This window comes from Halopseudomonas salina (assembly GCF_008641105.1).
The window spans coordinates 259,543-280,609 of the sequence record NZ_VTTI01000002.1 but is presented as its reverse complement, the minus strand read 5'-3'; the positions used below and the strand labels follow the sequence as shown (position 1 = coordinate 280,609).

General features: G+C 56.0%; 20 protein-coding genes and 1 tRNA gene. 10 read left to right on the top strand and 11 right to left on the bottom strand.

Annotated elements, in window-relative coordinates; all coding sequences use genetic code 11:
* Nucleotides 1-79 precede the first annotated feature (79 nt).
* Both FZF01_RS04730 and FZF01_RS04725 read right to left on the bottom strand, forming a co-directional pair.
* Nucleotides 80-1,405, bottom strand: a complete 1,326-nt coding sequence (locus tag FZF01_RS04730) for a Na+/H+ antiporter NhaC family protein (RefSeq protein WP_150276991.1) — start codon at nucleotides 1,403-1,405, stop codon at nucleotides 80-82.
* A gap of 95 nt (nucleotides 1,406-1,500) precedes the next feature.
* Entirely contained in the window at nucleotides 1,501-1,923 is a 423-nt protein-coding gene (locus FZF01_RS04725; RefSeq protein ID WP_150276990.1) for a hypothetical protein, read from the bottom strand.
* A 138-nt stretch (nucleotides 1,924-2,061) separates the two neighbouring features.
* Here FZF01_RS04725 and FZF01_RS04720 point away from each other — a divergent pair, with 138 nt between their 5' ends.
* The 8 genes from FZF01_RS04720 to FZF01_RS04680 all read left to right on the top strand — a co-directional run bounded on the left by FZF01_RS04720 (nucleotide 2,062) and on the right by FZF01_RS04680 (nucleotide 10,046).
* Entirely contained in the window at nucleotides 2,062-2,733 is a 672-nt protein-coding gene (locus tag FZF01_RS04720; protein WP_150276989.1) for a glutathione S-transferase, read from the top strand.
* A gap of 81 nt (nucleotides 2,734-2,814) precedes the next feature.
* Nucleotides 2,815-3,363: a hypothetical protein gene (locus FZF01_RS04715; RefSeq protein WP_150276988.1), complete on the top strand. Its 549-nt coding sequence runs from the start codon at nucleotides 2,815-2,817 to the stop codon at nucleotides 3,361-3,363.
* Nucleotides 3,363-3,701 (top strand): winged helix-turn-helix domain-containing protein, encoded by a 339-nt coding sequence (locus FZF01_RS04710; RefSeq protein WP_150276987.1) that lies wholly within the window; start codon nucleotides 3,363-3,365, stop codon nucleotides 3,699-3,701. The genes FZF01_RS04715 and FZF01_RS04710 overlap by 1 nt, the downstream gene beginning before the upstream one ends.
* 11 nt (nucleotides 3,702-3,712) lie before the next feature.
* Nucleotides 3,713-4,621, top strand: a complete 909-nt coding sequence (locus FZF01_RS04705; protein ID WP_188434427.1) for a MotA/TolQ/ExbB proton channel family protein — start codon at nucleotides 3,713-3,715, stop codon at nucleotides 4,619-4,621.
* A gap of 2 nt (nucleotides 4,622-4,623) precedes the next feature.
* Nucleotides 4,624-5,058: a TonB system transport protein ExbD gene (gene exbD, locus FZF01_RS04700; RefSeq protein ID WP_150276985.1), complete on the top strand. Its 435-nt coding sequence runs from the start codon at nucleotides 4,624-4,626 to the stop codon at nucleotides 5,056-5,058.
* Nucleotides 5,058-5,816, top strand: a complete 759-nt coding sequence (locus FZF01_RS19385) for a TonB family protein (protein ID WP_188434429.1) — start codon at nucleotides 5,058-5,060, stop codon at nucleotides 5,814-5,816. Before exbD ends, FZF01_RS19385 begins: the two co-directional genes overlap by 1 nt.
* A 14-nt stretch (nucleotides 5,817-5,830) precedes the next feature.
* The gene (locus FZF01_RS04685) at nucleotides 5,831-8,446 is read left to right on the top strand and encodes an ankyrin repeat domain-containing protein (protein ID WP_150276983.1); all 2,616 of its coding nucleotides are present in this window, start codon (nucleotides 5,831-5,833) and stop codon (nucleotides 8,444-8,446) included.
* A gap of 58 nt (nucleotides 8,447-8,504) precedes the next feature.
* A complete protein-coding gene (locus tag FZF01_RS04680; RefSeq protein ID WP_150276982.1) occupies nucleotides 8,505-10,046 on the top strand; it encodes a phospholipase D family protein in 1,542 nt (513 codons plus the stop codon).
* 83 nt (nucleotides 10,047-10,129) lie between these two features.
* Here FZF01_RS04680 and FZF01_RS04675 read toward each other — a convergent pair whose 3' ends face one another.
* Together FZF01_RS04675 and cls are read right to left on the bottom strand one after the other, a co-directional pair.
* A complete protein-coding gene (locus FZF01_RS04675) occupies nucleotides 10,130-10,498 on the bottom strand; it encodes a DUF6746 family protein (protein WP_150276981.1) in 369 nt (122 codons plus the stop codon).
* Between the two features lie 129 nt (nucleotides 10,499-10,627).
* A complete protein-coding gene (cls, locus tag FZF01_RS04670; protein ID WP_150276980.1) occupies nucleotides 10,628-12,070 on the bottom strand; it encodes a cardiolipin synthase in 1,443 nt (480 codons plus the stop codon).
* 97 nt (nucleotides 12,071-12,167) lie between these two features.
* On the opposite strand from cls, the gene FZF01_RS04665 reads away from it, so the two are divergent.
* Complete coding sequence (locus tag FZF01_RS04665) at nucleotides 12,168-14,123, top strand: CASTOR/POLLUX-related putative ion channel (protein ID WP_150276979.1); 1,956 nt, start codon at nucleotides 12,168-12,170, stop codon at nucleotides 14,121-14,123.
* 10 nt (nucleotides 14,124-14,133) lie between these two features.
* On the opposite strand, the gene FZF01_RS04660 is transcribed toward FZF01_RS04665, so the two are convergent.
* From FZF01_RS04660 to FZF01_RS04640, 5 genes are all read right to left on the bottom strand, one after another.
* Entirely contained in the window at nucleotides 14,134-14,472 is a 339-nt protein-coding gene (locus tag FZF01_RS04660) for a TusE/DsrC/DsvC family sulfur relay protein (protein WP_223825390.1), read from the bottom strand.
* On the bottom strand, nucleotides 14,469-14,780 hold the full coding sequence (gene tusB / locus FZF01_RS04655; protein WP_150276978.1) for a sulfurtransferase complex subunit TusB: 312 nt from the start codon (nucleotides 14,778-14,780) through the stop codon (nucleotides 14,469-14,471). Before tusB ends, FZF01_RS04660 begins: the two co-directional genes overlap by 4 nt.
* On the bottom strand, nucleotides 14,777-15,130 hold the full coding sequence (gene tusC, locus FZF01_RS04650; protein ID WP_150276977.1) for a sulfurtransferase complex subunit TusC: 354 nt from the start codon (nucleotides 15,128-15,130) through the stop codon (nucleotides 14,777-14,779). The genes tusB and tusC overlap by 4 nt, the downstream gene beginning before the upstream one ends.
* Before the next feature lies 1 nt (nucleotide 15,131).
* The gene (gene tusD, locus FZF01_RS04645; RefSeq protein WP_150276976.1) at nucleotides 15,132-15,521 is read right to left on the bottom strand and encodes a sulfurtransferase complex subunit TusD; all 390 of its coding nucleotides are present in this window, start codon (nucleotides 15,519-15,521) and stop codon (nucleotides 15,132-15,134) included.
* A gap of 67 nt (nucleotides 15,522-15,588) precedes the next feature.
* A complete protein-coding gene (locus tag FZF01_RS04640) occupies nucleotides 15,589-16,254 on the bottom strand; it encodes a Bax inhibitor-1/YccA family protein (protein WP_150277115.1) in 666 nt (221 codons plus the stop codon).
* A 165-nt stretch (nucleotides 16,255-16,419) separates the two neighbouring features.
* Here FZF01_RS04640 and FZF01_RS04635 point away from each other — a divergent pair.
* Nucleotides 16,420-16,510, top strand: a tRNA-Ser gene (locus tag FZF01_RS04635).
* Nucleotides 16,511-16,582: 72 nt separating this feature from the next.
* Here the strand turns inward: FZF01_RS04635 and FZF01_RS04630 are convergent.
* Entirely contained in the window at nucleotides 16,583-18,358 is a 1,776-nt protein-coding gene (locus tag FZF01_RS04630; protein WP_150276975.1) for a putative bifunctional diguanylate cyclase/phosphodiesterase, read from the bottom strand.
* Between the two features lie 178 nt (nucleotides 18,359-18,536).
* Nucleotides 18,537-21,026 carry a PAS domain-containing protein gene (locus FZF01_RS04625; protein ID WP_150277114.1) on the bottom strand — a complete coding sequence of 830 codons (2,490 nt, stop codon included), beginning with the start codon at nucleotides 21,024-21,026 and terminating at the stop codon, nucleotides 18,537-18,539.
* Nucleotides 21,027-21,067: the final 41 nt, after the last annotated feature.

Below are 21,067 nucleotides of genomic sequence, written 5' to 3'. Positions count from 1 at the left end.
GGCGGGCGCCTTTGGCCGAGGTGGATTCCCGCCTTCGCGAGAATGACGGAAGCGTTCCCAGGGGGCGGAACTTTTTGGTCTAGTTTGAAGCTGGCTTGGGCTTGGGGAAGCCGAAAATGATGGCGGCGATGGCCATGGCTGCCAGGAGCCAGCAGTAGTAGACCTGGCCCACCAAAGCCAGTGGCGAGATGGAGGCCAGGGAGCCGGCCAGCAGTATCTGGGCGCCGTAGGGGATCAGACCCTGGATGACGCAGGAGAAGATATCGAGCAGGCTTGCGCTGCGGCGGCGGTCGACTTCGTAGTCTTCCGCAAGCTCTCTCGCGACGCTACCGCTGATGATGATGGCGACGGTGTTATTGGCGACAAACAGGTTGGTAATGCTGACCAGAGCGGCGATAGCAGCTTCGCCCGTGCGCTTGCCGGTCTTGCCGATGGCACCGGCGATGCGTTGAATACGCTCGCGAACCCAGTCCAGGCCGCCTTCGCGTTTCATGATGGCCGAAAGGCCGCCAATGAACATCGACAGCACCATGATCTCAAGCATGCCTTCGAAACCGCGATAGATGTCTCCGCCCCAGGTCGCCACGCTGTATTTATCTGCGATGAACAAGCCAGTCAGGCCTGACAGCACAATGCCGGTCATGAGTACTGCGAGTACGTTCAGTCCGCTGAGCGCGAGCACCAGTACGGCAACGTAAGGCAGTACCAGCAACAACTGATAGTCGGCGATGACGGGCTCTACGGTGGTGTCGCCGAGAATAAACAGCAGAATCAGCGTGAGTACCATGGCGGGCAGGGCGATTAGCAGGTTGAGCTTGAATTTGTCGCGCATGGACACGCCCTGGGTGCGGGTAGCGGCAATGGTGGTGTCGGAGATGATCGACAAGTTATCGCCCGCCATCGCGCCACCGATGATCGCGCCCATGGCCAGGGGTATAGAGAGTCCGGTCGCTTCGGCAAAACCCAAAGCTACTGGTGCAAGCGCGCCGATAGTGCCCATGGAGGTCCCCATGGCTGTAGAGATAAACGCGGCGATCAGGAACAAGCCCGGAAGTACGAATGCCGAGGGAATAAAGCTCAGACCCATATTGACCGTGGCAGCCACGCCGCCGATGGCTTCGGTAACTGTAGCGAAGGCGCCGGCGAGCAGAAAAACCAGAGCCATAGTAATGATATTGCTGTCGCCCACGCCGGCAACAAAGGCTTCCAATGTGCGGTTCAGGGTGTCACGGGCGAGAAGTACGGCGAGTATGATCGCGGGCAGTATCGCGACCGGCGCCTTGATTTGATAGAACGCGAAGTCGGTGCCGATGGCGGTGTAATAGATGCCGCTGCCGAGGAAGATCAGCAGAAACAGCAGCAATGGCAGTAGTGCAATCGCGCGCGGTGGCAAGCGTTCAGTCATGGCCGGAGATCCCTATGGACTCATCTCGATGGATGCGACAACGGTAGTGATAGAAGGCGCAATATTCTACGCGAGTTGCAGGCTGATTGCCTTTGTCATTCAATCTCAGCCAGCAGCGCTTGAACGTCAGCATAGGATTGCGGCAGCACAGGCCCTGAGATGACTTCACCCTCGGCGTCCAATAGAACCAGATCACCATCTCTGGAGTTGTGATCCCGGGCAAAAGCTCGGCCGTCTTCCTGACCCTGATGGGCTACGCGCAGATATACACGCTCGCCATATTGAGGCTGAGCCTCCCGGAGCAAATCAAGTACTTCACCCCCGCCAACCAGGTTGTTATCCCGGGTCAGGACCAGGGCAGGCTTATCCATACCGATAACGGAGAGGTCTGTCGAGACGCCTGCCCGGGGTAGCTGTTGCCATGCAACAAGGCTGACGCAGCCGAGCAATACCAGAATGAACAGGGCTTTTATCCAGCCGGGGATACGTTTGGTGTTAGAGGTTCTGGTGGTGGTCATATGCTCTCTCCGAATGTGCGGCATGCATGTTCTCACGCCTTGGCACGCCCTTGGGGATAATCCTGCTACAAAGACTTTCAACGCTTTTTCATGGCATAGTCTGTCTCAATTCAAGCCACTTATCAGGAAGACAAGTCGATGATTACAGTCCACCACCTGGCCAACTCCCGCTCGCAACGTATTCTCTGGCTGCTCGAAGAGCTGGGTCTTGAATATGAGGTCAAACGCTATGAGCGCGACCCCGAAACCAGTCTTGCACCGCCTGAATTGAAGAAAGTTCACCCGCTGGGCAAGTCGCCTGTAATTACCGATGGCGATCTGGTAGTGGCTGAGTCTGGTGTAATTATCGAGTATCTGGTCGGCAAGTACGGCAAGGGTAAGCTCGCGCCGGAGCAGGGCACCCCAGAGCGGCTGAAATATACCTATTGGCTTCACTATGCCGAAGGCTCGGCGATGATGCCGCTACTGCTCAAGCTGGTTTTCAACAAGGTCGAGAATGCAAAAATGCCGTTCTTTGCCAAACCCTTCGCCAAGGGTATTTCCAGGAATGTGCGCAGCAGCTTTATCGAACCACAGATTCGTCAACATCTGGATTACATGGAAGCGGAAGTAGCCAAGACAGGATATTTCGTCGGCGATCAATTCAGCGCTGCTGATATCCAGCTCAGCTTTCCCCTGGAAGCGGCCGCCGCTCGTGGCGGCCTGGATAAGAACTGGCCAAACCTGATCGCCTATCTCGAGCGCATACATGGGATGCCGGGTTACAAGCGTGCACTCGAACGCGGCGGTGAATACGACATAATCAGCTGATTTATTTTTTCGGCACACCTCTTGTTTTTGTCTACTCTGTTCAATAGAGTGCTTTGCAAAGAATAAAACAAGAGAGTGTTCATGCCGCCTTCAGTTGAAGAAGCCGCACGGGCGTTGCGCGAGATTGATGCCATCAAGGCACGCGCCGCCGGGTTCCAGGATTACCGTGCAGAGTCCGACCAGCTCCTGCTGTGGGGGTTGGCTCACGCGGTTGGCTTTGCTCTTTCGGGATTTTTCCCAGCTTTCATTCTGTTAATCTGGCTCATCGTAGTTCCCCTCTCCATGGGCGCTGGCATGTTGTTGGCTCGCCGCGCGGCCAGCGAGATACCGGGTATCAGTTGGCGCTACCTGGTACTGATCGGCGCTATTTTCACCTTTATGGTTCTTATCCACGTGGTCATGTGGCCGCTCACCCCCGAGCAGGGCTCCATGGTGGCCCCTTTGTTTGTGTCCGCTTTGTATGTGATGCGCGGCGTACAGATGCGGCCCCGTTATCTGTTTATCGGTGGCTGGTTGGCCGTACTGTTGATGACGGGGTTTGTATTCTTTCAACCGGTTTTCTGGTGGTGGATGACCACTGTCTACGGTGGCAGCTTCATCGCTTTCGGCATCTGGTTGAGGCGCCTGTAATGCAGACACCCAATGAGATCATCCACCAACCTATCCGCCTGAAGATCATGGCTGCCCTTAATACGCTGGGCGCAAATCAATGGCTCGAGTTCGTCTCTCTGAAATCGATTGTCGACACCACCGACGGCAATCTGGGAGCGCACCTCAATACCCTTGAGAGCGCCCAATACGTTCTTATCAAAAAAGATTTTGCAGGCAAGAAACCGCGCACACGGGTCTGCCTGAGCGCCAAGGGTCGCGAAGCCTTCGCCGGCTATATTGCGGCGCTGCACGCCATCCTTGCGCTGGAAACACTTGAACCTGATGTCCCCACTACCTCTACCCATAACAATAGATAATGGAGCTTTCTATGCAGACCACCAACCCTCACGCCCCCGCCAACCGCTGGCAGACCCGTCTGCGTCTTGCGGCACTCGTGATTCTTATGGGCGTGACCGGCCTGACTGCCAATCTGGTGGTTGCCCAGGCCGAACAGGAGCAGGCGAGCCAACAGACAAACGCCGCCACAGCTGCTCCGGCCGTTGAAGCTGGACAATTGAGCCAGCCAGCACAGAGCGCAACAGCGCCTACCCAGACGACGATGACTCCAGCCGAGCGTTTCGGTGTGAAGGAGATGTTTTTCCAGGCCGATGTGGTGGTCAAGGCGGTGATGATTTTTCTGGTGCTCTGTTCCCTGGCGACCTGGGCGATCCTGTTCGAAAAGCTAGTCGTTTTTGCCCGCGCAAAACGCGCCAACCAGCGTTTTCTGGCAGCGTTCCGCAATGATGACAAAACGGCCATGCACGAGCAGTCCGACTCCAGCGCCATGGGGCGTATGTGGCAGGTAGCCCAGGGCGAGCTTCGTCGTTTCGGGTCCGATCGCAAGGCTGATGCCGATCAGATAAATCGCTTGCTGCAGCGCATGTCCCTGACTGCCAGTATCCCGCAGGAGCGTGACATGGCGCGCCTGGGCAGCATGATGGGCGTACTTGCCACCATAGGCGCAACTGCTCCTTTCATCGGTCTGTTCGGTACCGTATGGGGCATTCTCAACAGCTTCGCCAGTATTGCCACAATGAAAACCGCCAGCCTGGCCATCGTTGCTCCTGGTATCGCCGAGGCACTTCTGGCTACGGCACTGGGCCTGTTCGCGGCAATACCCGCGGTGATGATCTTTAACAAGTTTGCCCGTGACATTAATCATTTTGTCGGCAGCCTGGATAACTTCTCGGCCGAGATGCTGGCAACCACTTCCCGTCAGTTGGACGAGGTGCGCTGATCATGTCGATCCAGTTCAATTCAGGGCCTACGGTTAAGAGACACAATTACCAGCAGAATGCCGAGATGAACATCACGCCCTTTGTTGACGTGATGCTGGTATTGCTGATCATTTTCATGGTGGCAGCTCCGCTGGCAACAGTGGATGTGCCGGTAGATTTGCCCAGCAACGCTGCCGCGCCCAGCTCTCCACCTGCAGATCCGGTCTACGTGAGCGTGCAAGCTGACGGTCTGCTGTTCGTGCAGGAACAGGAAGTCACCATCGACGGGCTACAGGCGCTTGTTCGCGGTGTGACCTCAGGGCAACAGGACACACGATTGTTCCTGCGTGGTGACCAAGCGGTTGACTACGGGACGTTGATGCGCGTCATGAATACGCTGCAGAAGGCCGGATACACGCGTATCAGCCTGGTTGCATCGGAAGAGCTGGAACCCTGATGAGTCGCTCTACGACAAAGCTGGGCTGGGCCGCACGGATTCTGGTGATTGCGCTGTCACTGGCGTTGCATGCTGCGCTGGTGGCATGGCTTGCGAGCGGACACCTCGCCAGACCGATGATCATCGAACCTGAGGCGGTGGCAATTGAGCTGGTTGAAATCCCTCCAGAGCCTGAGCCTGAGCCTGAGCCTGAGCCAGAACCCGAGCCAGAACCTGAACCTGAGCCAGAACCCGAGCCAGAACCCGAGCCTGAACCTGAACCTGAACCTGAACCTGAGCCAGAACCTGAGCCAGAACCCGAACCGGTCAAACCGCGCCCCCAGCCGGTCGTTAAGCCAGCGACACCTAAGCCCGCTGGGCCACCTGTGCACTCTTTCGGAGCGAATACCGAATGGAGCGCTCCACCTGCACCACCGGCCAACGCGCCAACACGTGCACGTATGGCGCCATCGGGATATGCCGACACGGTTAAAGGTCGTGTGACTGCGAAAATTGTGCGACCAGTCGGCTCCTCATACAAACCGCCACCGGGCTATAAGGGCGATCCAGAGGACTTCAAGCGTCAATGCCGTATCCCCTATGAGGTGGTAGTTGATGCCCAGGGAAAGATGGTGTCCTACGAGATAGACCGTTGTGGCGACGATGTGCTGGACCAGGCTGCTGAACGTGCGGTGCTTCAGGCAGCACCGTTTCCACCGCCACCCAATGAAGGCGCGAGCCAGTACACGATCTATGGCACCGTCATATTCATCAAGTAACAGGAGGTCGCTCGATGCTATACCTAACACGTTCCAACGCTGCGCTATTGGCGACAGCGGTTTCGGTGGCCTTTCTCAGTGGCTGTGCCGGACAACCCGTTGCCGGCCCGGTGGACAACACGCCACCGCCACCCAGCTTGCCAACCGAGCGCGCTACAACCAAGGCCAGCTTCGAATGCGGCGGCGCCTTGCCGCCAGTGCATCGGCAGATCTGCGCCAGTGATGACCTGTCACTGGCGGACCGCCAGCTCCATGAACAGCACCGGGCCCGGGTACAGGCGACAGATATGGCCGGGGCTCTGTTGCTTGAAGCAAATCATCGCCAATGGCTGTTGGGCAGGGCAGGGCATTGCGGCCTGGGCCAGGAGAGCAGTACCGAAATACAAGCCGATAGTCAGGCGATAGGCTGCCTGCAATCGCTGTATCGGCAACGTTCCCGGGAGCTGGCATCCTGGCCAGAAGCTCAACCCCAGGCCCAAAGCAAGCCCCATGCCTACGCCTCCTACGTAACTTACCGGCTGGCAGACAGCCGCGATCCCGCGTTGTGCTCAGCCATGACGGCCGATTTGAATAATGATCTGGCGCGGCATGGCCGCCCTTCAGCTTCGCGCCTGGCAGGTGTGACGTTATTGGCAGGCACTCACGCCCCGAAAACCTCGGCCAATATCAACGGCAGCGAAATCCAGGTTGATGTTTACAACGCCGGGCCTTATGCCGGTTACGAGAATCGCTCCCGTGTGCTGATCGTCAATGGTCAGGCGATTCTCGGCCACCGCACCATGCCCCAGTGGATCGCCCAGCAGCCCAATTATGGCGGCCGCGCCCATGCCTCGTCATCGCAAACGGGAGACTATGGTTCGATCGACGTATTTACCCTAGACGGGCGCACACTGGTTATGGTTAACGAAACCTGGGGCTTCTATTCGCCTGCAGCGCGTGGTGAGTCGGCTTACAGTGGGTTGTACGAGCTGCAGGGGCAGACGGTGCAGCCGCTGTGTCTGTTCCAGACCTATCTGACGCCGCCGCGCACCAACACCCTGGCGGGAATGCCCTCCTACGCACAGCTGCAGGCCGAGCTCGACAAGCTGGCGGGGGATCCCTTGCCGGGTTACGCGCAGCACGAGCGTCGCGATAATTTTCAGACCTGGAAAGAACGTCAGTGGACATTGCTTAACCTGCCTTTGTTGGGTGCCGATGCACTCAGCCGTTTCGGCCGTGAGGGAGCTGTACGGCAACGCAACGATGCGGCAATGGATGCGTTTTTTGCCTGGTCGGAGCGCAGCCTTAGCAACAAGGCAATGTACCGGCGGGTGATGCCCATGCTGCAGCCAGCTCACAATGAGCTGGTGCAAATGTTTGCTGCTCAAGGCCTTTCGGACTCGGAGGCACGCGCCTCGGCTGATTTGCTGTTCCACGAGACATTTGCCCGGGCCACTGAGAATCTGAGTGCACCGGATCAAGCTCCTGGCTTGCCGTTAGCCCCTGGCGCGAATTATCAGCCACGTTTTGCGATGGCACCGGCCGCGGGTGAGTTGGAGCGCGGACGCAATTTCGCCACGCTGTACAGTGTCTTGCTCAACAACGCACCACAGAACGTGGTGCGGGATTTTATCGCCTACGAAACAGATACGCTGGGTCGTCAACGCGGACTGGGCCCCGACGCGAGCCCGGCATTGCTTGCCGCCCTGGAGACGCCTGCAAACGTGCGGTTATTGCTGGATGCCGGCTTTGATGTGAATGACGCCAATGCCTGGGGCAAGACACCGATGATGGCGGCGGCACAGCTCAATGAGCTGGACAGTGCCCGGCTGCTGCTCGGTAGCGGCGCCGATGTGCATCGCCAGACAACTCAGTCCCCGGGGCTAGGTGTGGGTGGCCCCGACAGGGAAGAGGCTGCAAGTGGCCGGCGAACGGCACTGCTGATGGCTGCACGGGAAGCGGAGGCGAGCATGATTACCACTTTGCTTGATGCGGGCGCGGCACGGCAGCTATGGAAGGGTTATCACCAGCAGGTCTGCAATGCTCTGGATGCCAATCCAAAATTGAGCGATAGCGAGCGTGCTGCATTCAAGGAGCCTCTTTGCAGGGAGGTCTACAAGCCGCTGCCGGTAAGTCAGCAAAAGCCGGTGAATATCCGTGCCGGGGACATTCTGCCGCTGCGCGATGATGGGGTGATATATGAGATCGCCCTCGTCGAACGTCCTGCAATGGACCTGTTTGGCCGTGCATACAATCTTTCGCCCAAACGTTTGCGTAATGATATTGGCTCGCTGGCCCGTACCGTCGGCACGGCTGCGACCCGCCGTGGCAAGGTCAAGATAGATGGCCCTCTCACGCTGGTCTTCGCGGACCTGTCAGCGGTAACTCCGGACAACTTGCCGGTGACTGTAAGCTTTCCAGTAGATGCCTCTGGGGTGCCTTCAGTGAGCGGTTTTGTGATGGATAAAGTTGACGCCCAGCAGGTACTTACCGTTGACTTTGATACCCAGCGTAACGATGTGGAGGGTACCTGGCGTGCTCTGTACAGCGCAGCACTGACGCAGGGTTTCACGCCAGCCGGGCGCGGTTATGTGGTTGTGCATACACGCGGAGGTTTGCGCACGGAATACCAGTTGGTAGTAACGGAATAGGGGGAGTGTCCGGTCGGGTGATACGATAGGATCATCACCCGATAATAATGAGAGCGCCATGCGCCTTGAACAATATGTAATGGTCGGCTGCGTTTGTGCGCTGCTTGCGGGTTTGACGGCCTGCGCCACACCGCTGCCCGACCATGATGTGCCCCCGAGCTACCGTATTGATGCTCCAGCCCACGGCTTGCTCGGCACCTACATGAGAAAGCAACCGGCCGAGGGCAAGGCCATGTCCGGCTTTTACATGCTTGATCGAGGTGTCGACGCGTTATCGGCACGACTGCACCTGATCGATACGACCCGTACCAGCCTCGACCTCCAGTATTACATTTACAACAACGACGTCACCGGAGGGCTCGTCGCCGAACGGATTCTTGCGGCAGCGGATCGCGGCGTCCGTGTGCGTATCTTGCTGGATGATGTGGGTAATGCCTTATCAGACGAGACTGCTACCACGCTGGACAGGCACATCAACATCCAGTTGCGACTGTTCAATCCAGTGCGAATCCGTAATCCCTGGCTCAGCATGCCAAGTAAAATCGTTGAATTTGGCCGCATCAACAATCGCATGCACAACAAACTCATGATTGCCGATAATTTGGCGATAATCACGGGCGGACGTAATATCGGTGATGAATACTTCGCACTGAGTGAAAGGGACTTTCAGGATATTGATCTATTGGGGATTGGCCCGATCGGTCAGGAGGCGTCAATTAGCTTTGATGCTTTCTGGAACAGCCCTAACGCTATCCCTGCCAGCGTGGTGCATGAGAACGGCAAACAGGGCGCCTTGAATATTACCCGCAAAAATTTGGTATCACACCGGCTACGGGAAGAGCAAAAGCCCTATACCCGGGCAATGGAACAATCATCTTTCAGCACTTCCCTGAAGGAAGGCAGCCTGCAGCTGTATTGGGGAGAATCCGAATGGCTTGCAGATCCGCCAGGCAAGGCCAACGCCCAATCCATTCGCAGCGAGGAGCCTTTTCTGGCTCGTATCCTGGCTGATCATTTACAGGATGTACGCTCCGAGTTGTTGATGAAATCAGCGTACTTTATTCCTGGTGAGCGCGGTGTGGAGTTGCTGGCCGCAATGGTGAGTAAGGGAGCAAAGGTATCGGTGTTGACCAATTCACTTGCTACAACCGATGTACTGGCGGTACACAGCAGCTACGCCCAATATCGCAAACCCTTGCTGCAAGGTGGTGCGAGGCTCTGGGAACTGCAGCCCAGGAGCAGCCGGCAGCCGGACCCCAGCGCTTTTATCGGTGAGTCCGAGGCGAGTCTGCATGCAAAAAGTTTTGTGTTTGATAGGCACAAGCTGTTTGTTGGCTCAATCAATAGCGATCCACGTTCTATCAAACTCAACACGGAAGCTGGCGTGATGGTTTATCAGAGGGAGCTTGCAGAACGTTTGGCGGAGTTGTTCATGCGCTGGACCTCCGATGCCTATGCCTTCGAAGTACGCCTGAGCGAGCAGGGCAGTCTGGAATGGCACGCGCAGAACAGGCACTGGACATCAGAACCAGAGGCAGGGAATGTACGCCGTTTCAAGGCCTGGTTGCTCGGGTGGCTGCCAATTGAAAGCCAGATGTAACCCCTACCTGTAAAGGACACAGAGACCAGAATGCCCCACGGAGTCAGCGACTCCGCTGAGGCACCCTCAGTTTCAAATGACAGCTAGTTAATCAGTTTTTTTGCTGCTCCAAGGTAGGCAGTGCCATGCTTACGCACTGCTTCGGAGTCGGCCCGTTCGGATGCCAAATGAACTTCTTCCAGTGACTCGGCCATGTCTTCAACTTCTGCGTCAATTTTTGCCAGCGCATTTTCCAGCGTGTAGGTGAGCTCGTGGACCTGGGCCAGGTCACTACCATTCAGATCGCCGGCCAGCAATCGCTTGAGACGGTCGTTGTATTCGGTAAAGTTGACCAAAGCCTGCTCCAGCGTATCAGCTGATTTGGCCTGGTAGTGATTTACCTCTTCTGCGTGGGCAATGGTGGGGGACATCAAAGCGGCAGTCAGGGTCAGGGGCAGCAGATAAATGCGCATTACGTACCTCTCAATATGAATGATAAACAGTCGCATTTGGAATTTATCAGCCATTCTTGATGATAACAAGTCTCATTTGTGAAATTCAGCCAACTTCTAACTGGGTTCTTGGGCAACTCTGTAGGAGCCTCAGAGCAGCGGGCTCATGAAGAACATCAGCCGTTCGAGCACCTTTGCTCTTTTGCTACGTCCTCTCCATGAGGCCAGGGTCAGGAGTTCACTGCGTTCAAGGTAGGCATCAATCAAGTGCCCAACGGCGGCGGTATGTGGCCCGCCAAACAAAGTAACAGTCAGTTCGAAGTTGAGCTGGAGACTCCGTATATCCAGGTTGACGCTGCCAACCAACGCCATTTCATTGTCAATCAGCATTGCCTTGCTATGCAGCAAACCACCTTCAAACCGGTGAATTCGCGCACCCGACTCCAACAGCAGCTCGAAATAGGAGCGACTGGCCCATCCCACCATGATTGAGTCGTTATGCTTGGGCAGTAGCACGTTTACGTCAACACCACGCCTTGCTGCCTGGCGTAGTGCATCGAAGATCGCCTCTGAGGGCACGAAATAGGGAGTGCAAATGGTGATACTGGTATTAGCACGATAGATCGCAGAGAGCACTGCCTGGCCGATAAGGTCTTCCCCGACTCCCGGGCCAGAGGGAATAACAGAAAGCCAGTTGGGCCAGCTCTCTGAGGTGGGGTAATGCTGTGGCAGATCGCGCAGGCCGGTTTCCACTTCCCAGTCCCAGGCAAAGACCTTGGACAAACCGGGGGCTGCCTGACCATCAAAGCGCAGCATGAGGTCGATCCATTGACCGACCCCGGCGCCCTGTTTGAAGCTCAGCGGGTCGGCCATGTTCATCGAGCCGGTATAGGCGACGCGGTCGTCAATGATCCAGAGTTTGCGGTGCATGCGAAGATCTATACGGTGAGCGAGGGCACGAAGCAGCTTCACCGGTAAAGCCGGCACCACCTCTATACCCGCCTCAACCATTTTTTTACGCCAGCGTGAGCGGAAAAATTTCCGACTGCCCGCGTGGTCAATAAGCAACGATACCCGAACGCCACGCTGGCTCGCGGCTATAAGAGCCTGGGTAATATCGTCAACCCGACCCCCAGGGTGCCAAATATAGGTCACCACCCGGATACTTTCAGTGGCATGCTCGATGTCACTCATCCATTGCTGAAAAATAGCTTCAGGCGTGGCGAGCAACTGCATATTCGAATACCCCAGCGCACTCACCCCGTTTCGCGCGATCAGCAACTGGTGGATACCCAGGGCCAGGGGGCCACCGGGCAATTCAGCACCGGGGCGTACAAAACGCTGATTGATGTTGTGCAGGTAAGGGTCGATCATCGCGCTGGTACGCCTGCCATGTCGGCGCCCCAGATTCATCTCACCAATCATCAGATATAGCACTGCGCCGATCAGCGGTATTACATAAATAACCAGCAACCAGGCAAGGGTGCCGCTTACGGGTCTGCGGCGGGTGATGACACGGACAGTGACCGCTGCCGAGAACAGCCAGTAAAAGGCAATGGCAAAAAGCGCGAAGATGTTTTGCAGGTTATCCATCAAATTCCGTTGTCATAATTTGGCCGCAGGCTTGCAGATAGTCAATCTAGCAGGCTTTATGTACGCTTGTAAGATTTTGACCTATTCGGAAATTCTTATGCTGCCCTTCACGCTGGTAGACCGCCTGCGCTACATCCTCGAGCGCCAGTTAATCAAAGGGGTGCATTATCAATTGCTGGTGGTAGCACTTTTTATCGGATTGATTTCGCTGATTGGTGGCTGGTTGGCCTGGCCCTCTGCAGCGGCTGACATGCCCCTGGCAGATTCGGTGTGGTGGGCATTTCTGCGACTTACCGATCCCGGATATCTTGGCGACGATGTGGGAACCTGGCGTCGAGTCATTTCAACTGTATTGACCGTTGTCGGGTATGTGTTGTTCATGGGTACACTGGTAGCCATCATGACCCGGTGGCTGATCAGTAAGATGGGGGTGCTGGAACAGGGCCTGACACCGGTCACCATCAGCAATCACGTGGTAATCCTGGGCTGGACAAACCGGACCATTCCCCTGGTGCAGGAAATCATGGATACCGCTGGAGGTATTCAGCGTCTGCTCAAATCTCTCGATACTCGCCGCCTGCGGCTGGTCATTCTCTCCGATATCGTCAACACCGAGCGCAGTCAGGAGCTGCGCGATACACCCGGCGTCGGTCGAAGGGTGAAGGACATCATCTTGCGCTCAGGTACGCCGCTGCACCCCGACGCACTGCACCGGGTCGCCTGTTTGCAGGCTGCCGTGGTCATGATTCCCGGGCGGTCACAGGGCGGTAGTACGCTTGTGACCGGCGATATGGAAACCATCAAGGCTTTATTGACCCTACACGCCCAAGGCCAACATAGCGGTCAGCCTTTACCTTATGTCGTTGCCGAGATCGAAGACGTTCGCAAACTTAACGTCATGCGCCGGGCCTACCCGGGGCCACTGGAAATTATCGCCAGCGACGCAATAGTCAGCCGTCTGATGGCACAGGCCATCTTGCATCCTGGCCTCCCGGAATTCTACGGCGAAGTCATGTCGGTGCACGATGGCAACGAGATTTACCTGCGCTCCAGTGCTGGCTGTGAGGGGCAGACATTAGCGGCAATTGCTTCACGATGTCCACGTGCAGTGCTTCTCGGTCTGGTGCGCAGGGAAGGGGAGAGATCAATCCCGATGCTCAACGCACCGACCAGCGAACGCCTGCGAGCGGGTGACAGCCTGGTAATGCTGGCCCGCGAGTATGAGGATGCTGATCCGATACAGGTAAGTGAGAGTCTCACCAGGGCCTGGGAGCGGAAAGAGCAGATTAATTCGGACCTGGTTGCTGTGAATGCAATCAAGAAGTCAGTACTTATTCTGGGCTGGAACCGCCGTCTGCCAGCTCTGGTGCACGAGCTTGCAACCTATGGTGAACAGAACTTCCGGCTCATGATGGTTTCAACGCTGGACGCCGAGGCCCAGCGTGAGGAGCTGGTGCAATACAGTGAGCAGGCTCAGCGAGTGCCATGTAATCACCTGCAGGCGGACTTCATGGCCGAGACGACGTTGAGAAAGATACTGCAAACCGAGTGGGACAGTATTCTGCTGGTATCAAGCGACCGGCTCGACTCGGGTGAAGAAGCCGACGCTAGAGCCATGGTCGGTTATATGGCAGTGGATGAGTTGCTGAAGGAGCGCAGAAAACGACCTCAGCTGTTGCTGGAATTGAGTGATCCTGCAAATGAAGAGCTGGTGGTGCGTAACCGCAGCGAAAGTATCATAAGTCCGATGATTCTCAGTCATCTCATGGCGCAAGTTGCTCAACGACGCGAGCTTGGGTTGGTATTCGAGGAGCTCTTTACCGTGGGCGGAGCCGAAATTCTTTATCGAGACCAGAGCGAATACCCGATGCAGAGCGTCAATACCTTTGCCGATCTGGAAGCTGTGGCTGGTTTGCAAGGCGAAACCGCTCTGGGCATCTACCGGAATGCCCCTGACGGCGAGGGCCGACGTCTGCAACTTAATCCTCCCAGGGATATTCCGCTCAAGCTTCAGGTTGGCGATGAGCTGGTTATTCTAACAACACTGCCTTGATACCTAATCTTCACAGACAATTATCAGGCTTGGGCAGACCGGCAATCTTGCTTGCGAGTTTGGCAGGGCTGCCGGGAAACAGCTTGAGTAAATAGATGCTCTTACCTTTCTCGGCGCCCAGTTCCTGGCCAATATATTTGACCAGCGGCCGCATGGCTGGAGAAAGCTGATAGCGCTGATAAAACTGCCGGAGTGCCAGAACCACCTCCAGGTGCTCTTCGGTAAGATCGATGCCCTCAAGGCGCGCCAGCTCAGCCGCCAAGGGTTGCGACCAGTCGTTCAGATCGACCAGAAAGCCTTCCTGATCCAGCGCTACATTCTTCGAGCCGATCTGTATTGTCTGCGTCACCAGCTGATCACCTTGCTGCTCTGTTCGCAGAGTCTAACCATACCGGCGTAGCCTGTGGGTTGCACTCGCGAGGGCAGGTCGTCGAGCGCCAGACCTCGAGCGAGCAGGTCCGTCTCCAGCACATACAGGCGCACATCGCCCGGTAGCAGACCGATGCTGCTCAAGGCCGCAGAACCGGGTAGAAGAGCGTAAACTGCGTCCTCGGTGAACAAGATTGATTGTCCGCTCGCCAATACCCGCTTGCAGCTGGCCAGCGAGCTGTTAGCGGACGGCGAATGGCGGAGAATATGCAGCAACGGCGCGCTCACAGGGAGACAACCTCCGAGTAATGTTCCAGTAAAACAGCGATTTGAGCGCTATCCACACAGTCTGCAGCCAGTGAACATTGTTTGATGTTCATGCCGCGCTCGGCCAGGGAGTGACGGCAAACCATGATGTCTTCTACTCCATACATGTCCAAAGCACCCAGGTTGGCGGTCAGGGACTTTTGCTGCAGTAGGCTGGCATCCTGGCCCTTGCGCAATTGCAGTACTCCATCACCCATAAAGAGAAACCCCGTCGGCACGCCAAAGGCGGCGGAGGCGAGGGCCAGATCGAGGGCTTCCCGGGCGGCGATATGCGTCGGCGGTCGACTGGTAATGATCAGCACACTTTTCATATCAGGTTCCGAACGTCACGGTACGGTCAGCTGTTTGCAGACTGTCGACCCATTGTCCAAGGCCGGATAACTCCCAGGGCGCTCCTGTGTTTGCTACAGGCCGCTGCCAGCGTGAAGCCTCCGCGTCATCGAGCACGCCGCGGCGCAGGGCGGCGGCAATGCATACAACGGCATCAAGCTGGTTCTCTGAAATGAAGGCTCTCCAATCCGCGTAGATGTCCGCTTCGTCCTGGGGCTGTACAGCCAGCGCGGTAGCCAGATGGACTGCGTCGCGATAGAAGAATAACCGACTGATCTGATGCCCGGCATCCAGCGTTGCGCGGGCAAAATTCAGTGCGCTGCGGGCAGCTGGATCCTGGGGACCGGAGAGTAGGACAATGGCAAAATTCATGGTCAGAACCGTTCAAAAACAAAAAAGGCCCGCTATCGAGCGGGCCTCATTGTAACCAACTAATCGATCAGTCGTCGCCAACAACGCCCAGAATGTGCAGCAGGCTCAGGAAAATGTTGTAGATAGAAACGAAAAGGGTGATGGTCGCCATGATGTAGTTGTCTTCGCCACCGTGAATGATGGAGCTGGTCTGATAAAGAATGATGGCCGATGAAAACAACACGAAGCCAGCAGAAATCGCCAGTGAAAGACCAGAGATGTCCAGGAAAATACTGGCCACGACTGCGCAAAGCAATACGACAAAACCAGCCATGATGAAGCCGGACAGGAAGCTGAAATCCTTGCGGGTCAGAATCGCGTATGCAGACAGACCCAGGAACACCATGGCAGTCATGCCCAATGCCATAGCCACCAGTGAACCGCCATTGGGCAGTGACAGGTAAGCGTTCAATATGGGGCCAGTGGTGTAGCCCAGGAAGCCGGTAAATACGAAGGTCAATACCAGACCCCAGCCCGAATCACGGAACTTCGAGGTCAGGAAGAGCAGGCCATAAAACCCCACCAGCATGATGATGATATTAGGCCGCGGCAGATTCAACGCCATTGAAACCATTGCAACAATGGAACTGAACGCCAAAGTCATGGCCAGCAGAGCATAGGTGTTGCGGAACAGCTTACTGACCTCGGCCTCGTTTACACCCGAATGCTGCAGGGTGGTTTGCTGATCTTGCATGTTCATAGTCGATCTCCAGGAGTGGGCAAGCAGGTTGATCCTTTGATATGCGCTCGATCATACCTGTTCGATGTTGCAAATCAAGGCCTTGAAAATGTTAAAGCGTTTCATTTAGCTACCTTGGGCATTGACTAGCGCGCGGTTTCCGGTAGTATTGCCGGCCGTGGAGGGATGGCAGAGCGGTTGAATGCACCGGTCTTGAAAACCGGCGTAGGTTAATAGCCTACCCAGGGTTCGAATCCCTGTCCCTCCGCCATATCAGTAGTCAAAAGCCCCAGAAATGGGGCTTTTTTCGTTCTGCTGTTGATCTGGACGATTGGGCGAATCATCAGGTGGTAGCAACTCCAACATGGGCTTGATCGGGCAACCATCCGGCCCACACCGCAAAGTCAGCCGCGGCCATCGGTTTGGCATAATAGAAGCCCTGGGCGAAACGGTAGTTGAGCGACCGCAAGAAAGCTTCCTGAGCAGGGGTCTCGACCCCCTCGCCAAGCGCCTCGATATGCAGGTGACGACTCAGCTGCGCAAGACTCGCAACTACACCGGCGCCGCGTCCGTCGGGTGATTGCCAGACAAACGCCTTATCTACCTTGATCAGATTGAACGGGATATCGATCAGACGTCCCAGAGAAGAGTAACCGGTACCGAAGTCGTCCAGGGCTAGAGAAAAACCAGCTGCAACCAGGTCATCGATCACCTGTCGCACACAATTGATGTCGAATTCCAATGCGTTCTCTGTTATTTCGAGCTTCATGCATCTTGGCGACACGCCTATAGATCGCGAGATATCCACAAAGCGGGCGGCCAGATTCGGATCCCGGAGTTGAGAGGGTGCTACATTGACCGAAATCCAGAATGCCGCGTTGCCCTCGAGCGCTTGCCAACTTCGAAGTTGAAGGCAGGCATCTTCGAAAACTTGTCCTCCCAGCTCATCCATGAGCCCCAGCTGCTCGGCCAGCGGGATAAAACAGTCCGGACCTATCGGGGCTTGCCCTTCAGGTAGTGGCCAGCGCAATAAGGCCTCAGCCCCCACTGCCTTACCGTTTTCCAAATCCATAACTGGTTGATAAAAGAGCACCAATTGCTTTTCGGAGACGGCAGACTGCAGATCGCCTTCAAGTTTGATTTCCTGGCGCTGCGCTTCCTTTATGCTGTGATCAGCCCAGCGAATAGGATCCGCGTCTGTATTGGCGGCCCCTTCAGCAAGCTCTTCGGCAAGCAGTGCCAGCTCTCGCGCGTGGCGGCCATCTGTGGGCGCGCGGGCAATACCCGCGCTCACCTCGACCCGTAGAACTTCACCCGCAATTTCAAAATCCTTTTCAGTAACAGCCGCAATGAAAGAGCGTGCTCGCTTCATCAGATGATGATCCGCATCGTTCGCCGCATCGGCTTCCGCAGAGATGATTACCGCGAAGGTGTGATCATGGGAACGGGCCAGCGATTCCTCCGGCTTAAGTCTGTTACCGAGGCGTTTGGCGATATCGCTCAGGAGATGATTGATTGTCTCCACGCCAAAGGCTCGATCAATGCGGTCAAGGCGTCTGAACTGCAAGGACACAAGGCCGGTCACTGAGCCGGATTCTGCCGTCTGATCAATGAGACGCTGTAGCCGCAAAAGCATACTGCGATGATTCAAGGCGCCAGTAATAGGATCGTGCTTGGCTCCGCTTGAATTCAAAAGTGCATTCAAGCGCCGAGTTTGGCCCTCCAGCCTGTCCTGAGCAGGATTCAGGTTGGTTATTTCCTGCTGCACGGAAAAAAAATAATCCAAACCTTCTCCATCATGGCGTAAACGCGTGATGGTCCACTCAACCAGATAGGGCGTACCGTCCTTCCGGTAATTCCACGCCTGACACTCAAAAGAGTCGCCGGCACGCAAGTTTGACTTGAGTCGCTCCAGAACTGTGCGATCAGTGTCCGGACCCTCCAGGAGGCTGGGTGCTGCACCCAGAAGCTCCTCTCGTGAATAACCCGTCATGCGTGTAAAAGCATCATTAACATGCACGTAGACCGGCCCTGCAGGTTCCAGCTCGCCAGTGGTTATGACTACTGAAAAATCTGATTCCTTGATGACCGCTAACAAGGCGGGGGGTCTGAAGGTCATTGGCTGCATCCTTGCTATTATTCGCGATGGGGTATCAGCAACTATATGTGGCCAAAATGCGGAAAAACTATATCTTTTTTTGCAACTGACTGGTCCCCAATTGATGGGTTGAGTCGAACCTGGAGACATTTGGCGCGCTATAGAGTGGTCTGCAGAAGAAATTGTTTTCCAGACCCAATTACGAAATAGGGGGCGTTTGCAACACGGATCCCCGATCCGCGGGGTCCGAAAACAGTAGGTGTTGAACCCGAGCAGAGAGCGCGTCGATGGCAAAGGGCTTGGTCAGCACTTGCATACAAGCTCCAAGATCGTCTTTACCAAGAACAGAAGCCTCCGCATAACCAGTAATAAACAGCACCTTGAGGCCAGGCCGATTTTCCAGGCCTGCGTCGGCCATCTGCCGTCCATTCAGACCGCCCGGGAGTCCGACATCGGTGATCAGCAGGTCAATGTTGATGTCGGAACGCAGCAGCTTGAGCCCTGCGACGCTATCAGCCGCCTCGATCAGGGTGTATCCCTGGTCGCCCAACGCCTCACGAAGCAACATTCTTACCGTTGGTTCATCATCGACGATAAGGATGGTCTCGCCACTTTTGGAAAAGTTTACGGGAGCGTTTTTCAGTTGTTGACCGACTTTCGCAGCGGGACCGTGATGGCGGGGAAGGTAAATGCTTATGGTCGTGCCCTGGTCAACCTCCGATTCAATACGTACCTGCCCACCTGACTGCTTGGCAAAACCGTAAATCATCGAGAGACCCAGCCCTGTCCCCTGACCGATTGGCTTGGTGGTAAAGAAAGGCTCAAAAGCTTTGGCAAGGATGTCCGGTGTCATACCAACACCGGAGTCAGTTACAGTAAGTGCAAGGTACTCACCCGGTGGTATCTCGGCAGCTTGCGCCGTCAGGCCCTCCAAATGCTTGTTGCTGGTTTCAATAACAATACGGCCACCATCAGGCATGGCATCTCGCGCATTGAGGCAAATGTTGAGCAAAGAGCTTTCGAGCTGCCCTGCATCAACCAACGTAGTCCAGAGATTGTCCGCGCCAACTGTTTTCACGAGGATGCCCGGTCCTACAGCGTGGCGGATCAATTCGACCATGCTGGCAATCAAGGTGTTCACATCAATGGCACGAGGATCCAGCGTTTGCCTACGCGAAAAGGCGAGCAATCTGTGGGTCAGAGAAGCTGCACGTTGGGCTGCCCCTTGTGCCGACAGGATATATTTACCTATCTCGTCGGTACGTCCCTGATTGATCCGTCTGGACATCAGTTCGAGCGCACCGGAAATACCTGCAAGCAAATTGTTGAAGTCATGGGCCAGCCCTCCTGTGAGCTGACCGACTGCTTCCATTTTCTGCGATTGACGCAACTTGTCCTCGGACTGCATCAGCTCATCGGTACGCTCTGCAACGCGTTGTTCCAGGGTGTCATTCAAAGCTCGTAGCGCTGCCAGTGCCCTGTCACGTTCCGCCTCGACAGCGCGTCGCTCTTCTACATCAAGAAGGACCCCTGGAAAGCGCAGAGGTACGCCCTCGGCGCTATGCTCAACCCGACCGTTTGCTTCTATCCAATAGTATTTCCCATCTGCCCGACGCACACGGTACTGGTGAGCATAGGCGCCGCCCCGCAGGATGGCTTCATCGATTGCGTTCATCAGACCAGCGCTGTCATCGGGATGCACTGTCTTTACCACCTCTACCAGAGGAAGGTCGTGTCGACTGATTCCGGGGGGAAGACCAAAGGCGTTCACAAAGCCGTCATCGATGCTGAAGTGGTCGGTAGCCAGATCCCAGTGCCAAGTACCAATAATGGCGCCAGCGGACAGCGCCAGTTGAACACGCTCTACATTGTCTCGGGCCAGGGCTTCGCTTGCGCGCAACCTTTCCTGCGCATTCCGCCGCTCAGTGACATCATTGAAAATGACCGCAATTTGCCTATCCGCCGGATCGCCGACGCGAACCGCGCGTACATCGAACCACCGGGCGAACGCTTCGGCGTAACTTTCGAAGCTGGCGGGCTCGCCGGTCATGGCCACCTTTCCGTAAATCTCAAACCAGAAGGGCTCCAGATCAGGGGCGTACTCTGTGACCCATTTACCCTGAAGGTTTACGCCCGCCTGTTTCTCGAACGCAGGGTTGATCTCGTCGAAACGGTAATCAACCGGCCTGTCCTGGCTGTCGAACTTGACCTGAACGATGGCAAACCCTGCCTCAACGGTTTCCAGTATCGTTCTGAAGCGTTCTTCGCTTCTGCGTAGCGCATTTGCTGCAATTCGCATCTGAGTCAAATCGAGCATGGCGCCGATAACACGTATTGCCTGGCCGCTCGAGTTCCGTATCACCTGTCCACGATCGAGGACCTCTGCATACGTACCATCTCCCCGGCGGAAGCGGTATTCCTCACTCCAGGCAGTTTCTTCACTATGAATGACGGTATGGATCGACGCATCAACACGGGCCTGATCGACCGGATGAATCTGGGCAATCCACCAATCTCCGGTCGGAGTAATGGTTTCTGCCGTGTAGCCGTAGGCGTGCATCAACGCCTCATTCCACAAGACGTAATTGGTCACAAGATCCCAATCCCACACCGCGTCGTTGGTGGCTTTAGCAATCAGCCTATAACGTTCATGCATCGCCTGTTCACCGCTTTGATCGCGGTTTTGCATGGTTTGAGAACTGCTTGCGGGCGTGTTTCCAGCTCCTTCTG